Origin of the sequence: Streptomyces sp. NPDC005878 (genome assembly GCF_040629815.1) — a bacterium.
Taxonomy (GTDB): Bacteria; Actinomycetota; Actinomycetes; order Streptomycetales; family Streptomycetaceae; genus Streptomyces.
In genome coordinates this window covers 147,108-171,418 of record NZ_JBEXWK010000010.1, presented here as the reverse complement: position 1 = coordinate 171,418, position 24,311 = coordinate 147,108, and the positions used below count along the sequence as shown (strand labels likewise).

Sequence of the window (24,311 nt, the reverse complement as noted above, 5' to 3'; positions counted from 1 at the left end):
GCCCGGGCCTACTTCTTTCGCCGTCGGCCCCGGCCGCCCCGCCCCGCTCCCCGGGTGGCCGCGGCCGGACGGTCGGCGGAGACCACCAGCGCCGCGAGGGCGGTCGTCACCGGAACCGACGCCACCAGACCGATCGAGCCCACCAGCGTCCGGACGATCTCCTCCGCGACCAGTTCACTGTTGGCCACCGTCCCCACGCTGCTCTGCGCGATCGAGAACAGCAGCAGCAGCGGCAGCGCCGCACCCGCGTACGCCAGGACCAGGGTGTTGACCACCGACGCGATGTGGTCGCGCCCGATCCGGATGGCGGCCCTGTACAGCCCGCGCGGGCCCATGCCCGGGTTGGCCTCGTGCAGCTCCCACACCGCCGACGTCTGGGTGACCGTGACATCGTCGAGCACCCCGAGCGAGCCGATGATCACGCCGGCCAGCAGCAGACCCGACATGTCGATGTCCGGATAGAGCCCGTGGATCAGGCCGGTGTTGTCGTCGGTGTTGCCCGTCAGCGAGGCCCAGCCGATGAAGAGCGACCCCAGCAGCCCGATCAGGACGAGCGAGACCAGCGTGCCGAGCACGGCGACCGAGGTACGCGCCGAGAGGCCGTGGCACATGTACAGCGCGATCAGCATGATCGCGCTCGACCCGACCACCGCGACCAGCAGCGGATTGGAGCCCTGGAGGATCGCCGGGAGGATGAACAGCGTCAGCACGGCGAACGAGACGATCAGCGCGACGAGCGCCATCACCCCGCGCAGCCGGCCGACGGCCACCACGACGAGCGCGAAGATGCCCGCCAGCAGCGCCATCGGGAACCGCCGGTTCACATCGGTCACCGAGTACTGGAGGTCGTGCGGGGCGTCGGGGGCGTACGCGACGATCACGCCCTGCCCCTTGTGGAGTTGGCGCGGGGCGTCCGGCTGCACGATCTCGGTGAAGGTACGGCCCTTCTCCTTGCCGCTGGTGACCTCGATGGTCGCCTTGGCGCACTGGCCCTGCCGGGCGCGTCGGCCACCGGAGGGCGAGGCGTCGCCGGGCGGCGGGGCCTGACCCGCGTTGACCGACCGGCAGTCGAGCTTCTGGAGGGCGACGACCTTGGCCTGTTGTGTCTGGCGGTCGAAGCCGACTCCGGTGCGCTGATGGGCGGGGGTACCACCGGGCCACAGCACCGCCAGGCCCACGAGCACCGCGATCGAGAACGGGATCAGCACGGCGGCGATCACCTTGCGCAGATGCTGGGAGACGGGCGTCGCGGGACCGTGGCTGTGCGTGTGCCCATGGCCCTGACCGGGCGGGTGGCCGTGGGAGCCTTCGGGGTGCTGCTCTGCTGACGTCACCGCCCGATCATCGCAACAACGGCGGGGCCCCTCTGTTCAGCGCGCTGGGGATGACGCTAGCGTGGTGGCACCTTTGCACACGCGGGAGCTCGGAGCACCGGGCTGAGAGGGCGCTGAAAGCCGTACGAACCGTACGGAAGCGGCTGCGCCGACCGCCGAACCTGTTACCGGGTAATGCCGGCGTAGGGAGTAGGTCTCATGACCATTCAGGACGCACGCACGCCTGCCTCGAACCAGAACGAGGCTGGGAAGTCCATCGGCTGGCACAAGGGTTACGTCGAGGGCTCGCGCCCCGACCTCCGCGTGCCGGTGCGCCAGGTGCACCTCACCAACGGCAAGGACGTCACGCTGTATGACACGTCCGGGCCGTACACCGACCCGAACATCGAGACGGACGTCCGCCGCGGCCTCGCCCCGCTCCGCGAGAACTGGATCATCGCGCGCGGCGACACCGAGGAGTACGCGGGCCGGCCCGTCCGCCCCGAGGACGACGGCCTCAAGCACACCTCCCCGCGCGGCGGCCTGAAGAACCTCGACGCGGTGTTCCCCGGCCGCCCGCGCCAGCCGCGCCGGGGCCGCGGCGGTCAGGCCGTCACCCAGCTCGCCTACGCCCGCAGGGGCGAGATCACCCCGGAGATGGAGTACGTCGCGATCCGCGAGAACGTCTCCCCCGAGGTCGTCCGCGAGGAGATCGCGGCCGGGCGGGCGGTGCTCCCCGCCAACGTCAACCACCCCGAGATCGAGCCGATGATCATCGGCAAGCGATTCCTGGTGAAGGTCAACGCCAACATCGGCAACTCCGCCGTGACCTCCTCCATCGAGGAGGAGGTGGACAAGATGACCTGGGCCACCCGCTGGGGCGCCGACACCGTCATGGACCTCTCCACCGGCCGCAACATCCACACCACCCGTGAGTGGGTGCTGCGCAACTCCCCCGTTCCCATCGGCACGGTGCCGCTCTATCAGGCGCTGGAGAAGGTCGACGGCCGCGCCGAGGAGCTGACCTGGGAGATCTACAAGGACACGGTCATCGAGCAGGCCGAGCAGGGCGTCGACTACATGACGGTCCACGCCGGTGTGCTCCTGCGGTACGTCCCCCTCACCGCCCGCCGCAAGACCGGCATCGTCTCGCGCGGCGGCTCGATCATGGCGGCGTGGTGCCTGGCGCACCACAAGGAGTCGTTCCTGTACGAGAACTTCGAGGAGCTCTGCGAGATCCTCGCGGCGTACGACGTCACGTACTCCCTGGGCGACGGTCTGCGTCCGGGCTCCATCGCGGACGCCAACGACGAGGCGCAGTTCGCCGAGCTGCGCACCCTCGGTGAGCTCAACACGATCGCCAAGCGCCACAACGTCCAGACGATGATCGAGGGCCCGGGCCACGTCCCGATGCACAAGATCAAGGAGAACATCGACCTCCAGCAGGAGATCTGCGAAGAGGCGCCGTTCTACACGCTGGGCCCGCTGACCACGGACGTCGCCCCCGCGTACGACCACATCACCTCGGGCATCGGTGCCGCGATGATCGCCTGGTGGGGCACCGCGATGCTCTGCTACGTCACGCCCAAGGAGCACCTGGGCCTGCCCAACCGCGACGACGTGAAGACGGGCGTCATCACCTACAAGATCGCGGCCCACGCGGCCGACCTCGCCAAGGGGCACCCGGGCGCGCAGGACTGGGACGACGCGCTCTCCGACGCCCGCTTCGAGTTCCGCTGGGAAGACCAGTTCAACCTGGCTCTCGACCCGGACACGGCGCGGGAGTTCCACGACGAGACGCTGCCCGCCGAGCCGGCGAAGACCGCGCACTTCTGCTCGATGTGCGGGCCGAAGTTCTGCTCGATGAAGATCTCGCAGGACATCCGGCGCGAGCACGGCGGCGATCTGGCGGCGGGGGACATCGAGGCCGGAATGGCGGAGAAGTCCGCGGAGTTCGCGGCGGCGGGCAACCGCGTGTATCTGCCGATCGCTGACTGACGTACCCAGCCCGACGTTTCACGTGAAACACGGACCCGTCCGGGAGCTGTGTTTCACGTGAAACATGCGTGCGGTGGCGCTGTCGTGCGGCCACAGCCCTCCGTGTGACCCGGGAGTCGCCCGCGGCCGTGGTTTCACGTGAAACGAACGGGGCGCCGAAGTCCCGTTGGTTTCACGTGAAACACCGCATCGCGAAGTCGCCTACTCCGGCTGGTGTTCGGGGCCCCCGAAGTCGGGACTGGTGAAGTCCGGGCTGGTGAAACTGGGCCGGGTCCCCGTGGACGGATCGCTCGGGCTGTCGAAGTCGGGCCGGCCGTAGCCGAGCGTGGGTATCCGGCCCGTGGTGCGGCGCGTCGACGCGCCCGGACCCGTGCCGGGGTCGGCCAGGGCCTCGCGCAGGAACGGGTAGATGCCCCGCTCCACCAGGGCGTGCCGCCATGCCTCGCGGGCCCGGGACACCTCCTGGGCTCGCTCGTCGCCCACCTCGCCCTCCTCGGGGTCGGCGATGACCTGGGTGGCACCGTTGCGGATCGCGGTGGTCAGGAGGCTGACCGCGGCGGCCAGTATCGCGGCGGCGGTGAGGGCGCCGAAGAACCATCCAGCGGTCAGTAAAGTGTCGGCGAACGCGGGCTGCGGGTCGAGCATCTTGAGGATGTAACCCACCAGCAGGAAGATCGCGGCGGCGGTCCCGGCGAGGACCGGCGCCAGCACCGCGACGACCGCGCCGACGCCCGCCCCCGAGGTGGAATCCGGGCTGTCGACCACCGGAGGCGTCATCACCGAACCGCGTTCCGAGGTGAGCGCCGGGGTGGAGGGCGCGCGCAGCTCCTCCCGCGCCCTGACGTAGTGGTCGTACTCGGCCGCCGCGGCAGCCGAGACGAGAGCACCGGCGTTGAGCACCATGGTGCGCAACTGCTCGGTGTTGAGCCGTACTCCCACGCCGGCCAGCTCAGGCCGGTCGGGCGCGGCGCGCAGTGCGTCGTCGAGGATCCGCTCGAACTCCGGGCGGTCCTCGGTCAGCAGGTGCGGAGCGCTGTTCATGTGCATCCCCCGATGCTCCGTAGGGCCGGAAAGCCCGCCTGATGAACGGGCAATCGGGCGGAAACGGAGGAGAGCCTGCTACGGATAAGCCGATGGTAGAGCGGTTACGGCACGGGGTGACAGGGTGTTTCCGAAATCACCTCGCGACCGCACGAGCCGGTGTTTTCCCGATTCCGACGTCAGTCATGCAGAGGCAACCGCACGACCAGCAGTTTTCCGGCCATGGTCACCCCGCCGTCCATCGCGATGGCGAGACCGTCGGCGTACACATGCGGACCTTCCACGACCGGACGGGAGTCTTCCTCGCCGTCCTCGGTGCCCACTTCGCCCAGGAGGTAGGGGATCGGACTGTGTCCGTGGACCACCCGCTGTCCGCCGTACGCCGAGAGCAGCTCGCGTGCGGCCTGCGGGCCGTCCTCGTCCCGGAAGGCGAAGCGCTTGGTGAACTTGCGGAACAGGTCCCAGCACTCGTCGGCGTCGTTGCGGGTGAGCAGCGCGTGCACGGTGTCGTTCACGGCTTCGATGGAGTCGCCGTAGTCCAGATACGCGGTGGTGTCGGAGTGCATCAGCAGATGCCCGTCCTCCTCCTCGATCGCGTCGAGGCGGGACATCCACTGCAGGTGGACGTCCTGGAGGCGGTCCATGTCGGCCTTCTGGCCGCCGTTGAGCAGCCAGGCGGCCTGGAACGTGGCCGTACCCGCACCGGAGTTGACCGGGGTGTCGCCGAAGCGCTTGGCGCCGATGAGCAGCAGTTCGTGGTTGCCCATGAGGGCCTTGCAGTAGCCGCCGGCGGCCGCGGCCTCGGCGGACAACCGCATCACCAGGTCGATGACGCCGATGCCGTCGGGACCGCGGTCGGTGAAGTCGCCGAGGAACCAGAGGCGGGCGTTGCCGGCGGCCCAGTTGCCGTCGACGTCGATCAGCCCCTGTTCGCGCAGGGCGGCCAGGAGTTCGTCGAGGTAGCCGTGGACGTCGCCCACGACGAAGAGCGGGCCGAGGCCGTCCGGCCGGGGAGCCGGAGCGGGGTCGCTCTCCACCCGGACCTGCACGGTGTCCCCCCGGTTGATCACCGGGAGGTCGCGTGCCGTCGGCGTGTAGCCCTCGGGCGGCTCGTCGTCCGGAAAGGCGTTCCCCGGGTGGATCTCCGCAGGGTACGTCTCCGCCGGGTTCACGGGCACAGGAGGGTGTGGTGGTGGAGGCAACTCCACGGGTGGGGGCGGCGGGGGGACCGGCGCGGACTGCGCGGGAGCCTGCGCGTACGGAGGCACCCGGAAGTCACGCAACGTCTCCGTCCGCTCGGGTCCCTGACCGGCCCCCTGAGTCATCGACCCCTCCACCACCGTCGCGCCGCCGTACACCGTGGGACCCCCCTGGTCGGGCGGGGATCCGTGGTGTCGTGCGCCCATCATAGGAATGCGGCTCGTGCTGTGTGACGCACCAGGGGTGGTGAATCCCGGCGCGGCACTGGTTCACCGGTGGTTATGTCCCCAATGTGTTGGTCTAGTCCTTGTCCGCATCACTGTCGGGGCTCCTGTCGGGCACGTTGGGGTCCTGGTTGAGTCCCCTGCGGGGTTCCGCGACGGGGGAGCGCGGGGGACTGACCGTCGTCCGCGGCGACCGGCGCTGCGACGACGTACGGACGATGAGTTCGGTCGGTATCACCTGCTCGATCGGGTGACCGTGGTCAATGCCTTCGATGGCGTCGATGAGCAGTTGGACCACGGCCGTGCCGATGCGCCGCGGTTTGAGCGAGAGGGTGGTGATGGGCGGTTCGGTGGTCGCGTACACGGTGGACTCGCTGCAGCAGACGAGCAGCAGGTCCTCGGGCACCCGCAGTCCGTATCTGCGGGCGGCCGCCAGCAGATCGGTGCCGTTGGGGTCGAACAGTCCGTACACGGCGTCGGGCCGGTCCGGGCGGGCGAGCAGCCGGTCGGCCGCGACGGCGCCCGCGCAGGGATCGTGGGCGGGGTAGGACTCGTAGACCGGGTCCTGCCCGACCCGCTCGCACCAGCGCAGATACGCCTCGGTGGAGAGCCGGGTATAGGTGTCGGTGGTGGTGCCGGTGAGGAGGCCGATCCGGCGGGCGCCGGCGTCGGCGAGATGGTCGAGCAGTTCGAGGACGGCGGCCTCGTGGTCGTTGTCGACCCAGGCGGTCACCGGCAGCGAACCCGCCGGACGGCCGTCGGAGACCACCGGAAGGCCCTGGCGGACCAGTTCGGTGACCACGGGGTCCTGGTCGGAGGGGTCGATCACGACGGTGCCGTCGAGAGCGACGTTCGACCAGACGTCCGCGGGGCTGCGGCGTGAGGTGGCGGGCAGGATGACGAGGGCGTACCCGCGCGCGAGTGCGGCGGATGTCGCTGCCCTCGCCATCTCGGCGAAATAGGCGAACTCGGTGAAGGTGAAAGGTTCATCCCCGTACGTCGTCACGGTCAGGCCGATGAGGCCCGACTTTCCGGTACGGAGCGTGCGGGCCGCTGCGGATGGGCGGTAGCCCAGCCGGTCTGCGACCTCGCGGACGTGGCGGCGGGTGGCGTCGGGGAGCCGGCCCTTGCCGTTGAGCGCGTCGGAGACGGTCGTGATGGAGACACCGGCGGCGGCGGCCACGTCCCGAATGCCCGCCCGCCCCAGCCGGCGACCGGTCGACCGGCTCACCTGGTGCTTCCCTGCTGCTGTCATGGCGAGCCGATAGTAGGGCGAGGGGAGACAGTTGGCCCGGGTGCATATGCACGCGTTGACAGGCACGTTTCTGCATGATCATTAGGGGCTAATGGCCTTGGTTTGCATGGAAGTTGGAGGTGGTGGCGTTCTGGTGGCGGTTGTCGACCGGTGGGCGGCTGGCGAATGCCCGATGTTTCGAAGAGGTCTCAACTCACCTGCACGAGGGATGCGCGCCACGGCGCGAGCCACCGGCGCACGGCTTCGCCAGGGAGCGCTCCCCCTCCCACGTGCTCACGTTTCCCCGGGTTCGGTGGAGGCGCCCGCCGGCAGCGGGAGGATGCCCACGGCTCTTCGCAGGGGCGCCGAATCCTCATAGGGTGAGCAGTATTCGTACGGACGGACCGGTCGAGGAGGACCTGCGGTGAGCGAGACGAGCCCCAAGCTGCGCGCCGAGCTGGACGGCATCCCCACCTACAAGCCGGGCAGGCCCGCGGCCGCCGGCGGTCCGGTCGCGTACAAGCTGTCCTCCAACGAGAACCCGTACCCGCCGCTGCCGGGTGTGATGGAGAGCGCCGTCGCCGCCGCCGGGAGCTTCAACCGCTACCCCGACATGGCGTGCACCGCTCTGATGAACGAGCTGGCCGACCGCTTCGGCGTGCCGCTCACGCACCTCGCCACCGGCACCGGCTCGGTCGGGGTCGCCCAGCAGCTGCTCCAGGCCACCTCCGGCCCCGGTGACGAGGTCATCTACGCCTGGCGCTCCTTCGAGGCGTACCCGATCATCACCCAGATCAGTGGAGCCACGTCCGTCCAGGTGCCGCTGACCTCCGGCGATGTCCACGACCTGGACGCCATGGCCGAGGCGGTGACCGACCGGACCCGGCTGATCTTCGTCTGCAACCCGAACAACCCGACCGGCACCGCGGTCCGCCGGGCGGAGCTGGAACGATTCCTCGACCGAGTGCCCTCCGACGTGCTGGTGGTCCTGGACGAGGCGTACAAGGAGTTCGTCCGCGACGTCGAGGTGCCGGACGGGCTGGAGATCTACCGCGACCGTCCGAACGTGGCGGTGCTGCGCACCTTCTCCAAGGCGTACGGGCTCGCCGGACTGCGGATCGGCTTCGCCGTCGCCCATGAGCCGGTGGCCGCGGCGCTGCGCAAGACGGCCGTCCCCTTCGGCGTCAGCCAGCTCGCCCAGGACGCGGCGGTCGCCTCCCTGCGCGCCGAGGACGAGCTGCTCGGCCGGGTGGGCTCGCTGGTCGGTGAGCGCGCCCGGGTATACGAGGGCCTGATTGGCCAGGGCTGGACCGTGCCCGAGACGCAGGCGAACTTCGTCTGGTTGCGCCTCGGTGAGCGGACGGTGGAGTTCGCTCAGGCCTGTGAGGCGGCGGGCGTGGTGGTCCGCCCGTTCGCGGGCGAGGGCGTGCGGGTCACGATCGGCGAGACCGAGGCCAACGACCTCTTCCTGAAGGTCGCCGAGGGCTTCCGCAAGGCGTACTAGGACTGCTGCGCGGGCCCGGCCGCGGCGCCGGGAGAGCCGCCCGCCGCGGATCCGGTCCGGGTGGTCTCCGAGGCCTGGGCCGGGTCCCGTGCAGGGTCCTGGAGGTGGTCCACCCGGATGCGGTCGCCGGTGCGGACCGTCGCGAGCAGCCGGGGATCCCCGTCGAGCCGGCCCACGATGTTGCACGCGCTCGCCAGACGGCATTCGTCACCGCGCGAGACCGGCGTCGGGCCGTACGGCAGCGCCAGTGCGCCGCCCTCGGTCCAGAACGCGACCGTGCCCGGCTCGACGACCTCGCGCGCGCCGGCCTCCAGCGCGGGGGAGAGCGGGGTCTCGAAGTAGACCTCCTCGCCCCAGGTGCGGGCGGTGGAGACGATCGGGAGGGCCCCCGCGAGCGCCGCGCTCGTGGGGGTGTCGTCGAGGGTGGCGGTGAGCTGCCCGCCGGGCCATGAGATCCGTATCCGCATGGGCTGAGATTCAACAAGATGTTGAAGTCGTCGGGAAGAGGCGTCTCACCAGGCGTCGCCGCGGCCCCCGCCCGCACAGGGGTACCCCCCGATTGAAGATCTCGGAAGCATGTGCGACATAATGCTTGTGAATGTGAACGCGTTCACAAGCGCGTCCCGCTTCGTCCCGTAATCGGTGGGATCAGAGGGGCAAAGCGCCGCTGTGATCACGGCGATGTAAGGAGATGACGTTGTGAATCTGGCTCTGGCGCCGGAAACACTGGCGCGATGGCAGTTCGGCATCACCACCGTCTACCACTTCCTCTTCGTCCCGCTCACGATCTCGCTCGCCGCGCTCACCGCGGGGCTGCAGACCGCGTGGGTGCGAACCGAGAACGAGAAGTACCTCAGGGCGACGAAGTTCTGGGGCAAGCTCTTCCTGATCAACATCGCGATGGGTGTCGTCACCGGCATCGTCCAGGAGTTCCAGTTCGGCATGAACTGGTCCGACTACTCGCGCTTCGTGGGTGACATCTTCGGCGCCCCCCTCGCCTTCGAGGCGCTCATCGCCTTCTTCTTCGAGTCGACCTTCATCGGGCTGTGGATCTTCGGCTGGGACAAGCTGCCGAAGAGGATCCACCTCGCCTGCATCTGGATGGTCTCGATCGGCACCATCCTCTCCTCGTACTTCATCCTGGCCGCCAACTCCTGGATGCAGCACCCGGTCGGCTACCGGATCAACAAGGCCACCGGGCGCGCGGAGCTCACCGACTTCTGGCACGTGCTGACGCAGGACACCACCCTGGTCGTCGTCTTCCACACGCTCACCGCGGCGTTCCTCACCGGTGGCGCGTTCATGGTCGGTGTCTCCGCCATCCACCTCCGCCGCAAGAAGCACATCCCGGTGATGCGCACCTCGCTGCGGCTCGGCCTGGTGACGCTGGTGGTGGGCGGACTGCTCACGGCCGTCAGCGGCGACCAGCTCGGCAAGGTCATGTTCAAGCAGCAGCCCATGAAGATGGCCGCGGCCGAGGCGCTCTGGGACGGGGAGAAGTCGGCGCCCTTTTCGATATTCGCCTACGGAGACGTGGCCAAGGGGCACAACAGCGTCGAGATCTCGGTCCCCGGCGTACTCTCCTTCCTCGCCGACAACAACTTCTCCTCGTACGTCCCCGGCATCAACGACGTGAACAAGCAGGAGCAGCAGAAGTACGGGCCCGGCGACTACCGGCCCAACATCCCCGTCACCTTCTGGGGCTTCCGCTGGATGATCGGCTTCGGGATGGCGTCCTTCGCCATCGGCGCCGTCGGCCTCTGGCTCACGCGCAGGAAGTTCCTGCTGGCACCCGGCCTGCGGACCGGTGACGACGAGGTCCCGCGTCTGGTCCTCTTCCGGAACAAGGCGCTCGGCACCCGGCTGACCGGCTGGTACTGGCTCATCGCCATCTGGACCCTCGGCTTCCCGCTGATCGCCAACTCCTGGGGCTGGATCTTCACCGAGATGGGCCGCCAGCCCTGGGTCGTCTACGGCGTGCTGCGCACCAGGGACGCCGTCTCCCCCGGTGTCTCCCAGGGCGAGGTCCTCACCTCGATGATCGTCTTCACCCTGCTCTACGCCGTGCTCGCGGTGATCGAGGTGCGGCTGCTCGTGAAGTACGTCAAGGCCGGACCGCCCGAGCTCACCGAGTCCGACCTCAACCCGCCCACCAGGATCGGCGGGGACGACCGCGACCCCGACCGGCCGATGGCCTTCTCGTACTGAGGCTGAGGAGACAGAGGCATGGAACTCCACGACGTCTGGTTCGTACTCATCGCCGTCCTGTGGACCGGCTACTTCTTCCTGGAGGGCTTCGACTTCGGAGTCGGCGTCCTCACCAAGCTGCTGGCCCGTGACCGTGCCGAGAAGCGGGTCCTGATCAACACGATCGGACCGGTCTGGGACGGCAACGAGGTCTGGCTGCTCACCGCCGGCGGCGCGACCTTCGCGGCCTTCCCCGAGTGGTACGCCACGCTCTTCTCGGGCTTCTATCTGCCGCTGCTGATCATCCTGGTCTGTCTGATCGTGCGCGGTGTGGGCTTCGAGTACCGGGCGAAGCGGCCCGAGGAGAAGTGGCAGCGCAACTGGGAGGAGGCCATCTTCTGGACCTCCCTCGTCCCGGCGTTCCTGTGGGGCGTGGCCTTCGGCAACATCGTGCGCGGGGTGAAGATCGACGCGCACAAGGAGTACGTGGGCACCTTCTGGGACCTGCTCAACGGGTACTCGATTCTCGGCGGTCTGGTGACGCTGTTCCTGTTCACATTCCACGGTTCGGTCTTCACCTCGCTGAAGACCGTCGGAGAGATCCGCGAGCGGTCGCGGGCGCTGGCACTGAAGCTGGGCCTGGTCACCGCCGTACTGGCGCTCGCCTTCCTGGTCTGGACGCAGGCATCGCGCGGTGACGCCAAGAGCCTGGTCGCGATGGTGATCGCGGTCGTGGCCCTGCTCGGGGCGATCGCGGCGATCCGGGCGGGCCGCGAGGGCTGGTCGTTCGCCCTGTCCGGGATCACGATCGCGGCGGCCGTGGCGATGCTCTTCCTGACGCTCTTCCCGAACGTCATGCCGTCGTCGCTGCACGACGAGTGGAGCCTCACGGTCTCCAACGCCTCGTCCAGTCCCTACACGCTGAAGATCATGACCTGGTGCGCGGGCATCGCCACTCCGGTGGTGCTGCTCTACCAGAGCTGGACGTACTGGGTCTTCCGCAAGCGGATCGGCACCCAGCACATCGCCGACGCGCACTGAGCCCGCACGGAGGGTGTGTTTCACGTGAAACACACCCTCTCCCCCGGCCCCCTGACCCTGCGAGGGGATGTTTCACGTGAAACCGATCGACCCGCGACTGTTCCGCTACGCCCGGGCCACCCGTCGCTTCCTCGCTGCCGTGGTCGCTCTCGGCCTGGTCGGCGCGGGCCTGGTCATCGCCCAGGCGATGCTCATCGCCGAGATCGTGGTGGGGGCGTTCCAGGACGGCCTCGGCGCCGGGGGGCTGCGGACGCCCCTGCTGCTGCTCGGGGCGGTGGCGGTCGGACGGGGGCTGGTGTCCTGGCTCACCGAACTCGCGGCCCACCGGGCCAGCGCGGCGGTCAAGTCGGAACTGCGCGGACGGCTGCTGGAGCGGGCCGCGCGGCTGGGGCCGGAGTGGCTGAGCGGGCAGCGGACCGGTTCGCTGGTCGCGCTCGCCACGCGCGGGGTGGACGCGCTCGACGACTACTTCGCGCGCTATCTGCCGCAGTTGGGGCTCGCCGTCGTGGTGCCCGTGGCGGTGCTGGCCAGGATCGTCACCGAGGACTGGGTGTCGGCGGCCACCATCGTCGTCACCCTGCCGCTCATCCCGCTCTTCATGGCGCTCATCGGCTGGGCGACCCAGGCCCGGACGGACCGCCAGTGGCGGCTCCTCTCCCGGCTCTCGGGGCACTTCCTGGACGTGGTCGCCGGGCTGCCGACGCTGAAGGTGTTCGGCCGCGCCAAGGCGCAGGCCGAGTCGATCCGGAAGATCACCTCCGAGTACCGCCTGGCCACGCTGAAGACCCTGCGGCTCGCGTTCCTGTCGTCGTTCGCCCTGGAACTCCTCGCGACGCTATCGGTGGCGCTGGTGGCCGTCGGCATCGGCATGCGCCTCGTCCACGGCGATATGGACCTCTACACCGGGCTGGTGATCCTGGTCCTCGCCCCCGAGGCGTATCTGCCGCTGCGGCAGGTGGGCGCGCAGTACCACGCGGCGGCCGAGGGGCTGGCCGCGGCAGAGGAGATCTTCGCGGTCCTGGAGACGCCGGTGCCCGAGGGCGGGACGGGAGCGGTGCCGCCCGGCCCGGTCCGGATCGAGGTGGACGGGGTGACGGTCCGCCACCCGGGGCGCGGTGAGCCGTCGTTGGCCGCTGCCACCCTGACGGTGGAGCCGGGCAGGACGGTGGCGCTGACCGGGCCGAGCGGGGTCGGGAAGTCGACCCTCCTCGGCGCGGTACTGGGGTTCGTGGCACCGGACGAGGGGCGGATCCGGATCTCCGGCACCGATCTGGACGCGCTGTCGCTGGAGCAATGGCGCGAGCGGGTCGCCTGGGTGCCGCAGCGGCCGCATCTCTTCGCCGGGACGATCGCGGAGAACGTACGCCTCGCACGACCGGACGCGGACGACGCGGCGGTACGGGACGCCCTGCGGGACGCGGGCGCGCTGGAGTTCGTCACCGCGCTGCCCGACGGCCCGGCCACCGAACTCGGCGAGGGCGGCGCGGGCCTCTCGGCCGGCCAGCGCCAGCGGCTGGCACTGGCCCGGGCGTTCCTCGCGGACCGGCCGGTGCTGCTGCTCGACGAGCCCACGGCCGCGCTGGACGGTGAGACCGAGGCGGGCATCGTCGACGCGGTACGGAGGCTGTCGGCGGGCCGCACCGTGCTGCTGGTGGTCCACCGCCCGGCCCTCCTCGCGCTCGCGGACAGCGTGGTGGAACTGCGGCCCCGCCCGGGCGGTGGAGCGGTGGCACGGGACGCGGCGGACGGACGGGGTGACGCGGCCGCTACGGCCCCCCGTATCGACGTCCCCGGCCCGGCTGCTGAGACTCCCGTCCCCGGTTCCTCGGCCCCGGCCGCCTCCCGGGACGTGCTCGCGCGGGTGCGCGCGGCCGCCGGGGGGCTGCGCGGGCGGCTCGTCCTGGCGCTGGTGCTGGGCGCCCTGGCCCTCGGGTCGGCCGTCGGCCTGATGGGCGTGTCCGGGTGGCTCATCTCGCGCGCCTCCGAGCAGCCGCCGGTGCTGTATCTGATGGTGGCCGTGACGGCGACCCGGGCGTTCGGCATCGGGCGCGCGGTGTTCCGCTACGCCGAGCGGCTGGTCTCGCACGACGCGGTCCTGCGGATGCTCGCCGAGGTGCGCGTCGCGGTGTACCGGGGCCTGGAGCGGATCGCCCCGGCGGGGCTGCGCTCCGCCCGGCGCGGCGATCTGCTGTCCCGGCTGGTGTCCGATGTGGACGAACTCCAGGACTACTGGCTGCGCTGGGCACTGCCCGCCGCCGTGGCCGCGGTGGTCTCCGTTGCCGGCGCCGGGTTCACCGCCTGGCTGCTGCCCGAGGCCGGGCTGGTGCTCGCGATCGGACTGCTGGTCGCCGGAGTGGCCGTGCCGATGGTCAGCGGCGCCTGCGCACGCCGCGCCGAGCGCCAACTCGCCTCCGCGCGGGGCCTCCTGGCCACGCGCGTGGCCGATCTGCTCACCGGGACCGGGGAGTTGACGGTGGCCGGCGCGCTCGGGCGCCGTACGCGGGAGGTGAAGGACGCCGACTCGGTGCTCACCCGGATCGCGTCGAGGACCGCTGCCGCCACCGCGCTGGGTGGCGGTCTCTCCGCGCTGACCTGCGGACTGACCGTGGTGGCCGCCGCTCTCGTCGGGGTGCAGGCGGTCGCCGCCGGACGGCTGGACGGGGTGCGGCTCGCCGTCGTGGTCCTGGTGCCGCTGGCCGCCTTCGAGGCCGTCAGCGGGCTGCCACTGGCCGTACAGGCGCGCCAGAGGGTCCGGCGGAGCGCGGAGCGGGTGTACGAGGTGCTGGACGCCCCCGTGCCGGTACGGGAGCCGGAGCGCCCGGCCACCGCACCCGCCTCACCCTTCCCCCTGGAGGTGCGGGCACTGGCCGCCCGCCACGAAGGACAGGCCCGGGACGCGCTGAGCGGCTTCACGCTGACGCTCACCCCGGGCAGGCGGGTCGCCGTCGTCGGCTCCTCCGGGTCCGGCAAGACCACCCTCGCCCAGGTGCTGCTGCGCTTCCTGGACGCGCGCGAGGGCACGTACCGGATCGGCGGGACGGACGCCTCGGCGCTCGCGGGCGACGACGTCCGTCGGCTGGTCGGCCTCTGCGCCCAGGACGCGCACATCTTCGACAGCTCCGTACGCGAGAACCTGCGCCTCGCCCGTACCGGCGCGGACGAGGACGCGATGCGCGACGCCCTGGCGGCGGCCCGGCTGCTCGACTGGGTGGACTCTCTGCCCGACGGCCTCGACACACTCGTCGGGGAGCACGGCGCCCGCCTCTCGGGCGGTCAGCGCCAGCGGCTCGCGCTGGCCCGTGCGCTCCTGGCCGACTTCCCGGTGCTCGTCCTGGACGAGCCCGCCGAGCACCTGGACCTGGCGACGGCCGACGCGCTCACGGCGGATCTGCTGCGGGCGACCGAGGGCCGCACCACGGTGCTGATCACCCACCGGCTGCGCGGCCTCGACGCCGTGGACGAGGTCGTGGTCCTCTCCGAGGGCCGGGTGGTGCAGCGCGGCCCGTACGACGCACTCGCCCTGGTCGACGGGGAGCTGCGGCGGATGCTGGAGCGTGAGCGCGCCGGCGACCTCCTCCAGGAGGCCCGCCCGGCCTGAGATTCCGTACACGGATCCGTGCCCCGTCCCGCCAGGACCGACTTTCCTCGCGAAAGGGGACTAACTAGGCTCAAGGGCATGCCAGTGCCGGATCCGAAGGACCCCCAGGACGCCAGCGCCATCGAGGACACCCCGAACACGTGGGACACCGAGCACACCGAGCACACAGGGGGCGCCGAGGACGCCGAGGACCGCGACGCGCTCGAAGCGGCGACCCTGGCCACCCGGAGCCTCCAGGGGCTGTCCACCGAGCTCACCGCGCGCGTGCCGCAACTGCTGGAGGCGATGCGTTCCGTCGGTACCGGCCTGGAACTGCGCTCCACCCTCGACCGGATCTGTGAGACGGCCGCCGAGCTGGCCGACGCCCGGTACGCGGCGATCGGCGTCGTCGACGAGACCGGCACGGGCCTCTCCGACTTCGTGACGTACGGCGTCGGCTTCGAGGAGGCCGCCGCCATCGGGCGCCGCCCCGACGGCCACCGGGGGCTGCTCGGCCGGCTGATCGAGCACCCCGAGCCGCTGCGGCTCAAGGACCTCTCCGCCCATCCGCACGCGGCCGGGTTCCCCGCGCACCACCCGCCCATGCGGTCGTTCCTCGGGGCGCCCATCCAGGTGCAGGGCGAGGTCTTCGGCAACCTCTACCTCGCCGAGAAGAGCGGCGGGGCCGACTTCAACGACTACGACCTGCACATGGTCCGGGTGCTGGCCACCGAGGCGGGGATCGCCATCGGCAACGCCCGGCTGTACGAGGCGGCCCGGCAGCGAGAACGCTGGATCGACGGATCGGTCGCCGTCACCACCGCCCTGCTCTCGGGGGGCGACGCGGACGACGCCCTGGAAGTCGTCGCCGAGCAGGCCCGCCACCTCGCGGACTCGGCGGCCGGAATCGTGCTGCTGCCCGCCGAGGAGGGCGGCCTGGAGATCGTCGCCGTCTCCACCGACGAACCCGGTCCGATGCTCGGCGTGGTGATCCCGCCGGAGAGCCCGGTGGTCGCCACGCTGCTGGAGGGCGAGGCGGTCTTCATGGACGACGCGGCGACCGACGCCAGGATGATCACCCGACTCGCCGAGCGGTACGGCCCGAGCATGATGCTTCCGCTGCACAGCGGTGGCCGCGTGATGGGCGCCCTCGCCACCCCGCGCGCGCGAGGAGGCCGCCCGTTCAGCGAGGTGGAGCGGACCCTGGCGACCCAGTTCGCCTCGCAGGCGGCGCTCGCGCTGATGATGGCGGAGGCGCAGCGCGACCGGGAGCGGCTCGCCGTGTACGAGGACCGCGACCGGATCGCCCGGGACCTCCACGACCTGGTCATCCAGCGGCTGTTCGCCACCGGGATGATGCTGGAGGGCGCTCAGCGCAAGTCGGTCGTGCCCGAGGTGCAGCGGGGCGTCGGCAAGGCCGTCGACGAGCTGGATGTGACGATCCAGGAGATCCGTACGGCGATCTTCGCGCTCCAGCAGGGACCCGCCGAGGTGCCGTCCGGGCTGCGCACGCGGGTCCTGCGGGAGATCAACATGGCGGCGGTGCCGCTCGGCTTCAAGCCCGCGCACCGCTTCGTCGGCCCGGTGGACGCCCTCGTCGGTGAAGTGACCGGCAAGAACCTCATCGCGGCCCTGCGCGAGGCGCTGTCCAACGCCTTCCGTCACGCCGGGGCGTCGTCCATCGAGGTCGTCGTGGACGCCACCGTGCAGCTCCCGGACGGGAGTCCGGGCGTGCGGCTCACCGTCGCGGACAACGGAGTCGGCATGCCCGAGGGCGGCCGCCGCAGCGGACTGCGCAACCTCCAACGGCGGGCGGAGGCGCTGGGCGGCTCCAGTACGTATGGGCCGGGCACCGGGAAGGACGGCCGCGGGACGACGGTGGTGTGGGAGGCGCCGCTTTAGGGGCGAGACACGCCTGCCTCGCCCGCGCACACGAGGTGCCCCGGAGTGGCCTTCTTCCCGTGTCTGTACGCCAGTCGGGGGGAGCGGCCCCCGGGCCAGAGGTGTGTTTCACGTGAAACATGGCTCGGCCGCGCGACGATCCGGGCATGCGTCTCGGACATCTGTGCAGGGCTCTCGTGCTGGTCCTGTGTGTGCTCGCCGGGCCGCTCACCTGGGCCGCCAGGGCGGCCGACGAGCCCGATGTGCCCCGTACCAGCGCGACGGTGGCACGGCTCTTCCTGGACGCCGCCCATGCGACCACCGCGTATGAGCGGGGCAGACGCGCGGCGGATGAGCAGCGGACGAAGGCCGAGCGGCTCGACCGGCTGCTCACCGACCGGCGGCGTGATCTCGTACGGCTCCATGACGACATGGGCCGGGTGGCCCGTGCGCAGTACCGGACCGGCGGGGACATCGCCTACACCGCACAGCTGTTGCTCGCGGACGATCCCGATGAGCTGATGCACGGTCAGCGGCTGGCCTGGCAGGCCGACATGGCGGTGACCCGGCTCTACGGAAAGGCGCGACGCGCGGAAGGGCGGCTCACGTCCGCGCAGCGCCGGGCACAGGACGCCTGGCGCGATCTCGCGGACCGCAGGGACCAGCTGGAACACCTCAAGAAGTCCCTCTCGGCCCGTCTGGAGGAGGCGCGCTGGGAGCTCCAGGGCGAGGCCGACCGCAGCGTCGCGGCGGGCCAGTGCCGTGGCGCCGTACGCCTGGAGGAGCCGTCGGGCTCGCGCCCCGCGCGCGCGTGGACGGCCCCCGTGGAGACGTACCGGCTGTCGGCGGGCTTCGACAGCGCGGGCGAGCACTGGGCCCAGCGGCACACGGGTCAGGACTTCGCGGTCGACATCGGTACCCCGGTACGGGCGGTCGGCGCGGGCCGGGTCGTCTCCGTGTCGTGCGGCGGCGGCTTCGGGATCGAGGTGGTCATCGGGCACCCCGGCGGCTACTACTCGCAGTACGCGCATCTGGCGGCGGCCGCGGTGGACCAGGGAGAGCGCGTGAGCACCGGGCAGTGGATCGGCCAGGCCGGCACCACCGGCAACTCGACCGGACCCCACCTGCACTTCGAGATCCGGCTCACTCCGGAGATGGGCTCGGCGGTCGATCCGGTGCGCTGGCTGAGCGAGCGCGGGGTGCCCCTGGGCAGCAACGCCGCCGAGCCGGATCCGGACGGGTCCTGACACCGGCGGACGGTCCTGGCACCGGCGGACGGGTCGTGGCGCCGGCGGTCGGGGCCGTGACACCGGCCGTCGGGGTCGTGGCAGCGACGCTCAGAGCGAGGCGAGGATCCGCTCGATGACGACCGCCACACCGTCGTCGTTGTTGGCGACCGTGTGACCGGAGGCGGCGGCCACGACGTCGGGATGGGCGTTGCCCATGGCGTACGAGGTGCCCGCCCAGGTGAGCATCTCGACGTCGTTGGGCATGTCGCCGAAGGCGACGACCTCGGAGGGGAGGATGCCGCGCTCGGCGCAGCAGAGTTCGAGCGTGGACGCCTTGGAGACGCCGGGACCGCTGATCTCCAGCAGTGCGGTCGGGCTGGACCGGGTGATCTCGGCGCGCGCGCCGACGGCCTTGCGGGCCAGGGCCAGGAAGTCGTCGGGCGGCAGCTCGGGGTGGTGGGCGAGCAGCTTGAGGATGGGCTCGGCGACCGTATCGGCGTCGTCGGCCAGCAGTTCCTCGGCGGGCGCGATGCTGCCGGCGGCGTTCATCAGCATCGGCGGATAGGCCGACTCGTGGTGGAGCCCGCCGGTCTGCTCGACGGCGAAGGAGGTGCCGGGGACGGCGGCGCGCAGGAGCTCCACGACAGCCAGGGCGGCCGCGCGCTCCAGCGGACGGACCTTCACGAACCGGTGCTCCGCGACGCCGTCGTGCAGATCGACCACGACGGCGCCGTTGCCGCAGATGGCCAGGCCGTGGCCCTGGACGTGATCACTGACGACGTCCATCCAGCGGACCGGGCGGCCGGTGACGAAGAAGACCTCGATGCCCGCCTCCTCGGCGGCGGCGAGCGCCGCGACCGTACGCTCCGAGACGGACTTGTCGTCGCGCAGCAGCGTGCCGTCCAGGTCGGTCGCGATGAGCCGGGGGACGGCGGGGGCGGGATGCCCGGCGCGGGCGGGCTCGGTAGCTGAGGTCACAGACCCATTCTCCTGTACACGGGTGCACGGACGTGCGGGGGAGCGCACAGGTGAGTGTGTTCCTTGGGGCGTGCGGGGCGCAGGGGGCGCATGAGGCGTTGATCCGCCCGAGCTGGGCGTTGGCTCCATCCGAGCTGTTCCGCCGCCCTCTGTCGCTCCTCCGCGGTCCTTCCACCGCCCCTCTGCCGGGCCTGTAGCCCTGGCCGCCGCCTCATCCCCTTTGCGAGCCCTCCGGCCGCCCCGGCGAGTCGTGTGACCAACGGGTCCCCTGCGGGACGCCGGGAGTGTCAGTGGCAGCCGTTAGTGTCGTAGGCATGCGTCTGAGCACTGTGATTCTTCCGGTACGCCGCTGGCACGACGGCGGTCGCGACGAGTGGTTGCGCGCCGAGGAGCTGGGCTTCCACACCGCGTACAGCTACGACCACCTGTCCTGGCGGACCTTCCGCGACCGTCCGTGGTTCGGCGCGGTGCCGACGCTGACCGCCGCTGCCGCCGCCACGACCCGGATGCGGCTCGGCACGCTGGTCACCTCACCGAACTTCCGGCACCCGGTGACCCTCGCCAAGGAGCTGATAACGCTCGACGACGTCTCCAACGGCCGGATCACGCTCGGGATCGGCGCCGGTGGCAACGGCTTCGACGCCACCGCTCTGGGCCAGGAGGCGTGGACGCCGCGCGAGCGGGCCGACCGCTTCGCCGAGTTCGTGCCGCTGCTCGACCGCCTCCTGACCGAGGACGCGGTGACCTCCGAGGGCGCCGTGTACTCGGCGGTCGAGGCGCGCAACATCCCCGGTTGTGTGCAGCGGCCGCGGCTGCCGTTCGCCGTGGCGGCGACCGGTCCGCGTGGGCTGAAGCTGGCGGCGCGCCACGGGCAGGCGTGGGTGACCACCGGTGACCCGAAGCTCTTCGAGAGCGGTACGCCCGAGCAGTCCGTGGAGGCGATCCGTGGACAGATGAAGAAGCTCGGCGAGGCCTGTGACGACATCGGGCGCGACGTGGACGAGCTGGACAAGATCCTGCTCACCGGTTTCACGCCGGAGCCGCGGCGGGTGCTGGAGTCGCTCGACGCCTTCGTGGACTTCGCGGGCAGGCACTTCGAGCTCGGCGTGACGGAGATCGTCCTGCACGCGCCGATTCCGGACTCGGTCTTCGCGGCCGACCGGAAGGTGTTCGAGCAGATAGCCGTGGAGGGGCTGGCGCAGCTGCGCTGAGGTAGCGGTGGGGGCTGCCCGACGACTGGCCGAGCCGGGTGCCGCCCCCTCCCCTCCCCGCATCGCCACCCGTTCCCGGGTCCGTACGGCGTCCTCGGCTCAGCTCTTGGCGCGTACGCGTCGGCTCAGCCAGGGCGAGAGCGTGCCGCCGAGGACCAGTTCCTTGTACGTCTCGTCGCCCGGCAGGGGCACCACCAGCCACCACCCCGGTGGGAAGAAGCGGGCTTTGACGTACGCCAGGTCGCCGTAGACCGACCGGAGGAACGCGGGCACGGCGTCGCGCGGCACGTCATGGAACTCCACACCGTCGACCGTGATCTTCGCGTCGTCCTCCGCGAAGAGCTGCACGGTGACGGCGGGCGAGCCGCCGAGCTCGACGAAGGCCTCGTGCGGAAGGGAGCCGTCCGGGTCCTGGACGGTGAACGCCCCGGCGGAGGCGCGGCGCGAGGACTGGTCGGCGCCTATGTCGTGGGAGACCTCCACAGCGAGGTGGTGCGCGCGGGCGACCTCGTGGATCGCGGCTACGGCGCTCTCGGTGCTGGGAAGACGCGGATGTGCCATGCCGTCGATCATCTCAGCCGGGGGCCACGGCACGGCGGTTGTCGTCGTCGGCGGGGACGCTCACTCGGGGAGGCGCAGGTACTCGGGCGGTACGGCGTCGGTGAGCCACACCCCGTTGGCGGAGATGTGGAAGACGTGACCATCGCGCCGCATCGCCGCCGCGTCGACGCTCAGGACGACGGGACGGCCGCGCCGCGCGCCGACCCGGGTCGCCGTCTCGCGGTCGGCGGAGAGATGGACGTGGTGGCGGGCCATGGGCCGCAGACCCTCGGCACGGATCGCGTCCAGGTTGCGGGCCACGGTGCCGTGGTACAGGTACGCGGGCGGTTCGGCGGCCGGGAGGCCCAGATCGACGGCGACGGTATGGCCCTGACTGGCCCGGATCCGGTCGCCCTCGATCGCGAACCGGCGCTTGTCGTTGACGGCGACCACATGGTCGAGCTCGGCGCGGGAGATGGGGAAGTGGTGCTCTGCCGCCGCCCGCAGCAGGGTGTCGATCTCGACCCAGCCGTGCGGATCGAGGGTGAGCCCGAGGCGTTCGGGCTGGTGGCGCAGGTGTTTCGACAGATACTTGGACACCTTCACGGTCCGTCTGTCGTCCGGTGTTTCGGTCATGCCGTCAGGGTGCCGGGCGGAGAGCGCCACGGCACCCGCTTTTCTCCCGTCGCCCCGAGGGTGGCCCTCGCCGTCATGCCCTGAGCTGTTCCGCCGCCCAGCGGGCCCACTCCTCGTGCATCGCGCTGAGCCGCTTGCCGTACTCCAGCGCCAGGCGGCCGTGGACGGAGAGCGGATCGTCGTCCCACTCGATCGAGGCTTCCGCCTCCTCCAGGCCGGCTCGCTGGCGGGAGGAGCGTTCGGCCTCGGTCAGAAGGTACGTCCGCGCCTCCAGCGGGGTGAGAAGGCCCAGGAAGAAGACGCGCAGCAGGGAGTCGCTGCGGCGGCTGCGGGAGGGCTCGGTCTCGGTGAGCCAGTGACGCAGCTCGGCCCGGCCGGGATCGGTGATGGCGTACTCCTTGCGGCCCCGGGGGCCCTCGGCCACCACCTCGACAAGCCCGGAGTCGGCGAGCTTGCCCAGCTCGCCGTAGACCTGGCTCTGGGTCGCCGACCAGACGTGGGAGAGCGAGGTCTCGAACAGTTTCATCAGGTCGTAGCCGCTGGCCGGACGTTCGGCCAGCAGGCCCAGGACCGCGTGACGAAGGCTCATGCCCTTCACTCTACATTCCACTCTTGACACGTCAATCGAGGAACCTCTACCTTTGACATGTCGAAGTTGGAATGTGGGGCGGGCGAGAGCCCGACGAAGGGGGACTCCCATGAACTACCTGCGCGGATTCGTCCCGTGGATCGTCTTCGCCGCCGTCGGCAGCGAGCACTGGCAGTGGGGCGCGGTCACCGCTCTCGCCGCGGGAGCCTGGTTGTTCTCCGTCGACCGCAAGCGCGGGGCTGCGGCCGACTCGCTGATCCTGGAGCAGTCGACGATCGCCTTCTTCGCCGTGCTGAGCGTCGTGGCCTTCGCGGCACCGGACAGCGGACTGCGGGAGTACGGCGGGGCGCTGGCCACCGGGTGGCTGGCCCTGACCGCGTGGGCGACGCTGGCCGTCCGGCGCCCCTTCACCACCGGCATAGCCAAGCGGCAGGCGCCGCGCGAGCTGTGGAACAACCCGGTGTTCCTCCGCGTCAACGTCGTGCTGACCGCCGCCTGGGCCGCCGCCTTCACCGTCACCGCCGTCGCGCTCGCCGTCGTCCACGCCGAGTCGCTGGGCAGCGCCGCCGCGATAGCCGTGCAGGTCGCCGGGTTCGCCCTGCCCGCCCTCTTCACCGCCAAGTACCCGGAGCGCGCCCGGCGCACTGCCCAGGCCGCCAAAGTGAGCACGATCACGTCATGACGACCCTCAGTGAGGTTTGATCCACAGAGGAGTGCGGTTATCCACAGGTCTTGTGGCTATTCTGTGGACAACCGGGCGGCCGTGAGGGCGTCCAACGTACGCGACTGAACCTCCCGTTCGGCCGCCGCGGCGACGAACGCGGCGACGTTCTCCGGACCGACCAACGCCTGCACCGCCCGGACGGTGTGCGCGGGCAGGGTGACCGGCCCGGGCTCGGGGTCGGCGGGGCTCACCGGGGCCGCGGCACCGAGATGGTGCTGGAGGTGCCGGGTGGCGAACAGGCGCATGGCCCGCGCCAGTTCGGCGTCCACGGTCTGCTGGGCCAGCGGGCGCAGCCGGCGCACCAGACCGGCGGCCTCGGCGGCCTCCGCGTCGGTGGGCGGCCGGTGGTCCAGATAGCGGGCGAAGACGTGCTCGGTGGTGAAGTCGAGGAAGCGGGCCGCGATGTGCTCCACCTGGCCGCGCAGCTCCCGCAGATGCCCGGAGATGGCGTCCAGGGGGACTCCGGCGGCGTGCAGCTCGGCGGCGACCGCCAGCTCCTGCGGACTGGGGACCAGGAACTCGCGGTCATTGCCCGGGATGCGTTCCAGGATCCCCAGCTCGACCGCGTCCGCGACGGCCTCGTCGTCGGGCTCACCGCCGAAGGTCGCGTCGAGATCGTCCCGGGAGATCCGGACAGCCTCCTCGTCGGTCCAGGGGCCGTTGACCTCGGCGACCAGGCCGAGGACACCGCCGAGACCGCGGCCCGCGTCCCAGGCTTCAAGGAGTTCCTTGATGGAGGCGAGGGTGTAACCGCGGTCGAGCAGATCGGCGATCTGGCGCAGCCGGGCCAGATGGGTCTCGCCGTACACATTGGACCGGCCGCGCCGTTCGGGCCGGGGCAGCAGGCCGCGGTCCTGGTAGGCGCGGATCGTGCGGACCGTGGCGCCGCTGGCGTGCGCCAGGTCCTCGATGCGGTACTCGCAGGACGAGGGAAGGGGGTGCGGCACCGCGGGTTGCGGCGCGGCGGCAGCGGTCTGCTGGGCCGGTACGGCAGTGGCGGCGGTGGGCCCCGGGGTGCGGGGCGCCTCGCCGGCTGGACCCGGCCCCGCCGGGGCGCCCGCCGTCACCGAACCGCCCGTACCGGGCCTGTTCGTTCCACTCGGCTCGTTCGTCCCCCCGGGCTCCTTCGGCCCACCGGGCTCGTTCGACCCACGGGGCTCGTTCGTCCCGTCCGGCCCCGTGGGCCCGCCCGGCGCCGGCGGCG

Annotated in this window: 18 protein-coding genes, 1 pseudogene and 1 riboswitch; of the genes and pseudogenes, 9 read left to right on the top strand and 10 right to left on the bottom strand. The window is 71.3% G+C overall.

The genetic code is table 11. The features are described 5' to 3' along the window. Positions 1-8 precede the first annotated feature (8 nt). On the bottom strand, positions 9-1,334 hold the full coding sequence (locus tag ABZ404_RS18020; protein ID WP_358831805.1) for a YibE/F family protein: 1,326 nt from the start codon (positions 1,332-1,334) through the stop codon (positions 9-11). 71 nt (positions 1,335-1,405) lie between these two features. Beyond that, positions 1,406-1,540: riboswitch (TPP riboswitch) on the top strand. On the opposite strand from ABZ404_RS18020, the gene thiC reads away from it, so the two are divergent. Next, positions 1,533-3,311: a phosphomethylpyrimidine synthase ThiC gene (gene thiC / locus ABZ404_RS18015; protein ID WP_358831806.1), complete on the top strand. Its 1,779-nt coding sequence runs from the start codon at positions 1,533-1,535 to the stop codon at positions 3,309-3,311. It overlaps the preceding riboswitch by 8 nt. A 201-nt stretch (positions 3,312-3,512) precedes the next feature. Here thiC and ABZ404_RS18010 read toward each other — a convergent pair whose 3' ends face one another. The 3 genes from ABZ404_RS18010 to ABZ404_RS18000 all read right to left on the bottom strand — a co-directional run bounded on the left by ABZ404_RS18010 (position 3,513) and on the right by ABZ404_RS18000 (position 7,031). Further along, positions 3,513-4,358: a hypothetical protein gene (locus ABZ404_RS18010; RefSeq protein WP_358831807.1), complete on the bottom strand. Its 846-nt coding sequence runs from the start codon at positions 4,356-4,358 to the stop codon at positions 3,513-3,515. Between the two features lie 173 nt (positions 4,359-4,531). Then, positions 4,532-5,677: a metallophosphoesterase gene (locus tag ABZ404_RS18005; protein WP_358831808.1), complete on the bottom strand. Its 1,146-nt coding sequence runs from the start codon at positions 5,675-5,677 to the stop codon at positions 4,532-4,534. A gap of 175 nt (positions 5,678-5,852) precedes the next feature. After that, entirely contained in the window at positions 5,853-7,031 is a 1,179-nt protein-coding gene (locus ABZ404_RS18000) for a LacI family DNA-binding transcriptional regulator (protein WP_358831809.1), read from the bottom strand. 403 nt (positions 7,032-7,434) lie between these two features. Here ABZ404_RS18000 and hisC point away from each other — a divergent pair, with 403 nt between their 5' ends. Then, the gene (gene hisC, locus ABZ404_RS17995) at positions 7,435-8,514 is read left to right on the top strand and encodes a histidinol-phosphate transaminase (RefSeq protein WP_358831810.1); all 1,080 of its coding nucleotides are present in this window, start codon (positions 7,435-7,437) and stop codon (positions 8,512-8,514) included. A 107-nt stretch (positions 8,515-8,621) separates the two neighbouring features. On the opposite strand, the pseudogene ABZ404_RS17990 reads toward hisC, so the two are convergent. After that, positions 8,622-8,981, bottom strand: a pseudogene (locus ABZ404_RS17990) (cyclophilin-like fold protein); the annotation flags it as partial. 232 nt (positions 8,982-9,213) lie between these two features. On the opposite strand from ABZ404_RS17990, the gene ABZ404_RS17985 reads away from it, so the two are divergent. The 5 genes from ABZ404_RS17985 (at position 9,214) to ABZ404_RS17965 (ending at position 18,447) form a co-directional block, all read left to right on the top strand. After that, positions 9,214-10,722 carry a cytochrome ubiquinol oxidase subunit I gene (locus tag ABZ404_RS17985; protein ID WP_358831811.1) on the top strand — a complete coding sequence of 503 codons (1,509 nt, stop codon included), beginning with the start codon at positions 9,214-9,216 and terminating at the stop codon, positions 10,720-10,722. A gap of 18 nt (positions 10,723-10,740) precedes the next feature. Next, the gene (gene cydB / locus ABZ404_RS17980) at positions 10,741-11,742 is read left to right on the top strand and encodes a cytochrome d ubiquinol oxidase subunit II (protein WP_358831812.1); all 1,002 of its coding nucleotides are present in this window, start codon (positions 10,741-10,743) and stop codon (positions 11,740-11,742) included. A gap of 76 nt (positions 11,743-11,818) precedes the next feature. Beyond that, positions 11,819-15,340, top strand: a complete 3,522-nt coding sequence (cydD, locus tag ABZ404_RS17975) for a thiol reductant ABC exporter subunit CydD (protein ID WP_358831813.1) — start codon at positions 11,819-11,821, stop codon at positions 15,338-15,340. 78 nt (positions 15,341-15,418) lie between these two features. Then, the gene (locus ABZ404_RS17970) at positions 15,419-17,221 is read left to right on the top strand and encodes a GAF domain-containing protein (RefSeq protein ID WP_358831814.1); all 1,803 of its coding nucleotides are present in this window, start codon (positions 15,419-15,421) and stop codon (positions 17,219-17,221) included. Positions 17,222-17,367: 146 nt separating this feature from the next. Further along, the gene (locus tag ABZ404_RS17965; protein WP_358831815.1) at positions 17,368-18,447 is read left to right on the top strand and encodes a peptidoglycan DD-metalloendopeptidase family protein; all 1,080 of its coding nucleotides are present in this window, start codon (positions 17,368-17,370) and stop codon (positions 18,445-18,447) included. A 90-nt stretch (positions 18,448-18,537) separates the two neighbouring features. Here ABZ404_RS17965 and ABZ404_RS17960 read toward each other — a convergent pair whose 3' ends face one another. Further along, on the bottom strand, positions 18,538-19,407 hold the full coding sequence (locus ABZ404_RS17960; protein ID WP_358831816.1) for a Cof-type HAD-IIB family hydrolase: 870 nt from the start codon (positions 19,405-19,407) through the stop codon (positions 18,538-18,540). A 314-nt stretch (positions 19,408-19,721) separates the two neighbouring features. Between ABZ404_RS17960 and ABZ404_RS17955 the strand changes: the two genes are divergently transcribed. Next, positions 19,722-20,618 (top strand): LLM class flavin-dependent oxidoreductase, encoded by an 897-nt coding sequence (locus ABZ404_RS17955; protein ID WP_358831817.1) that lies wholly within the window; start codon positions 19,722-19,724, stop codon positions 20,616-20,618. Between the two features lie 99 nt (positions 20,619-20,717). Here the strand turns inward: ABZ404_RS17955 and ABZ404_RS17950 are convergent, their stop codons facing one another. The 3 genes from ABZ404_RS17950 to ABZ404_RS17940 all read right to left on the bottom strand — a co-directional run bounded on the left by ABZ404_RS17950 (position 20,718) and on the right by ABZ404_RS17940 (position 22,383). Then, on the bottom strand, positions 20,718-21,179 hold the full coding sequence (locus tag ABZ404_RS17950) for a hypothetical protein (RefSeq protein ID WP_358831818.1): 462 nt from the start codon (positions 21,177-21,179) through the stop codon (positions 20,718-20,720). A 60-nt stretch (positions 21,180-21,239) separates the two neighbouring features. Further along, positions 21,240-21,794: an RNA 2'-phosphotransferase gene (locus tag ABZ404_RS17945; RefSeq protein WP_358831819.1), complete on the bottom strand. Its 555-nt coding sequence runs from the start codon at positions 21,792-21,794 to the stop codon at positions 21,240-21,242. A gap of 73 nt (positions 21,795-21,867) precedes the next feature. Continuing rightward, positions 21,868-22,383 carry a PadR family transcriptional regulator gene (locus tag ABZ404_RS17940; RefSeq protein WP_358831820.1) on the bottom strand — a complete coding sequence of 172 codons (516 nt, stop codon included), beginning with the start codon at positions 22,381-22,383 and terminating at the stop codon, positions 21,868-21,870. Between the two features lie 109 nt (positions 22,384-22,492). Here ABZ404_RS17940 and ABZ404_RS17935 point away from each other — a divergent pair, with 109 nt between their 5' ends. Next, the gene (locus tag ABZ404_RS17935; RefSeq protein WP_358831821.1) at positions 22,493-23,065 is read left to right on the top strand and encodes a hypothetical protein; all 573 of its coding nucleotides are present in this window, start codon (positions 22,493-22,495) and stop codon (positions 23,063-23,065) included. A 56-nt stretch (positions 23,066-23,121) separates the two neighbouring features. Here ABZ404_RS17935 and ABZ404_RS17930 read toward each other — a convergent pair whose 3' ends face one another. Continuing rightward, positions 23,122-24,054 (bottom strand): MerR family transcriptional regulator, encoded by a 933-nt coding sequence (locus ABZ404_RS17930; protein WP_358831830.1) that lies wholly within the window; start codon positions 24,052-24,054, stop codon positions 23,122-23,124. Positions 24,055-24,311: the final 257 nt, after the last annotated feature.

Excerpts from the sequence above, each read along its gene's own strand:
- ABZ404_RS17945 (WP_358831819.1), bottom strand. The coding sequence starts at position 21,794 with ATGACCGAAACACCGGACGACAGACGGACCGTGAAGGTGTCCAAGTAT.
- ABZ404_RS18005 (WP_358831808.1), bottom strand. The coding sequence starts at position 5,677 with ATGACTCAGGGGGCCGGTCAGGGACCCGAGCGGACGGAGACGTTGCGT.
- ABZ404_RS17940 (WP_358831820.1), bottom strand. The coding sequence starts at position 22,383 with ATGAGCCTTCGTCACGCGGTCCTGGGCCTGCTGGCCGAACGTCCGGCC.
- ABZ404_RS17965 (WP_358831815.1), top strand. The coding sequence starts at position 17,368 with ATGCGTCTCGGACATCTGTGCAGGGCTCTCGTGCTGGTCCTGTGTGTG.
- ABZ404_RS17950 (WP_358831818.1), bottom strand. The coding sequence starts at position 21,179 with ATGGCACATCCGCGTCTTCCCAGCACCGAGAGCGCCGTAGCCGCGATC.
- ABZ404_RS17935 (WP_358831821.1), top strand. The coding sequence starts at position 22,493 with ATGAACTACCTGCGCGGATTCGTCCCGTGGATCGTCTTCGCCGCCGTC.
- ABZ404_RS18010 (WP_358831807.1), bottom strand. The coding sequence starts at position 4,358 with ATGCACATGAACAGCGCTCCGCACCTGCTGACCGAGGACCGCCCGGAG.
- thiC (WP_358831806.1), top strand. The coding sequence starts at position 1,533 with ATGACCATTCAGGACGCACGCACGCCTGCCTCGAACCAGAACGAGGCT.
- ABZ404_RS18000 (WP_358831809.1), bottom strand. The coding sequence starts at position 7,031 with ATGACAGCAGCAGGGAAGCACCAGGTGAGCCGGTCGACCGGTCGCCGG.
- ABZ404_RS17970 (WP_358831814.1), top strand. The coding sequence starts at position 15,419 with ATGCCAGTGCCGGATCCGAAGGACCCCCAGGACGCCAGCGCCATCGAG.
- ABZ404_RS17955 (WP_358831817.1), top strand. The coding sequence starts at position 19,722 with ATGCGTCTGAGCACTGTGATTCTTCCGGTACGCCGCTGGCACGACGGC.
- cydB (WP_358831812.1), top strand. The coding sequence starts at position 10,741 with ATGGAACTCCACGACGTCTGGTTCGTACTCATCGCCGTCCTGTGGACC.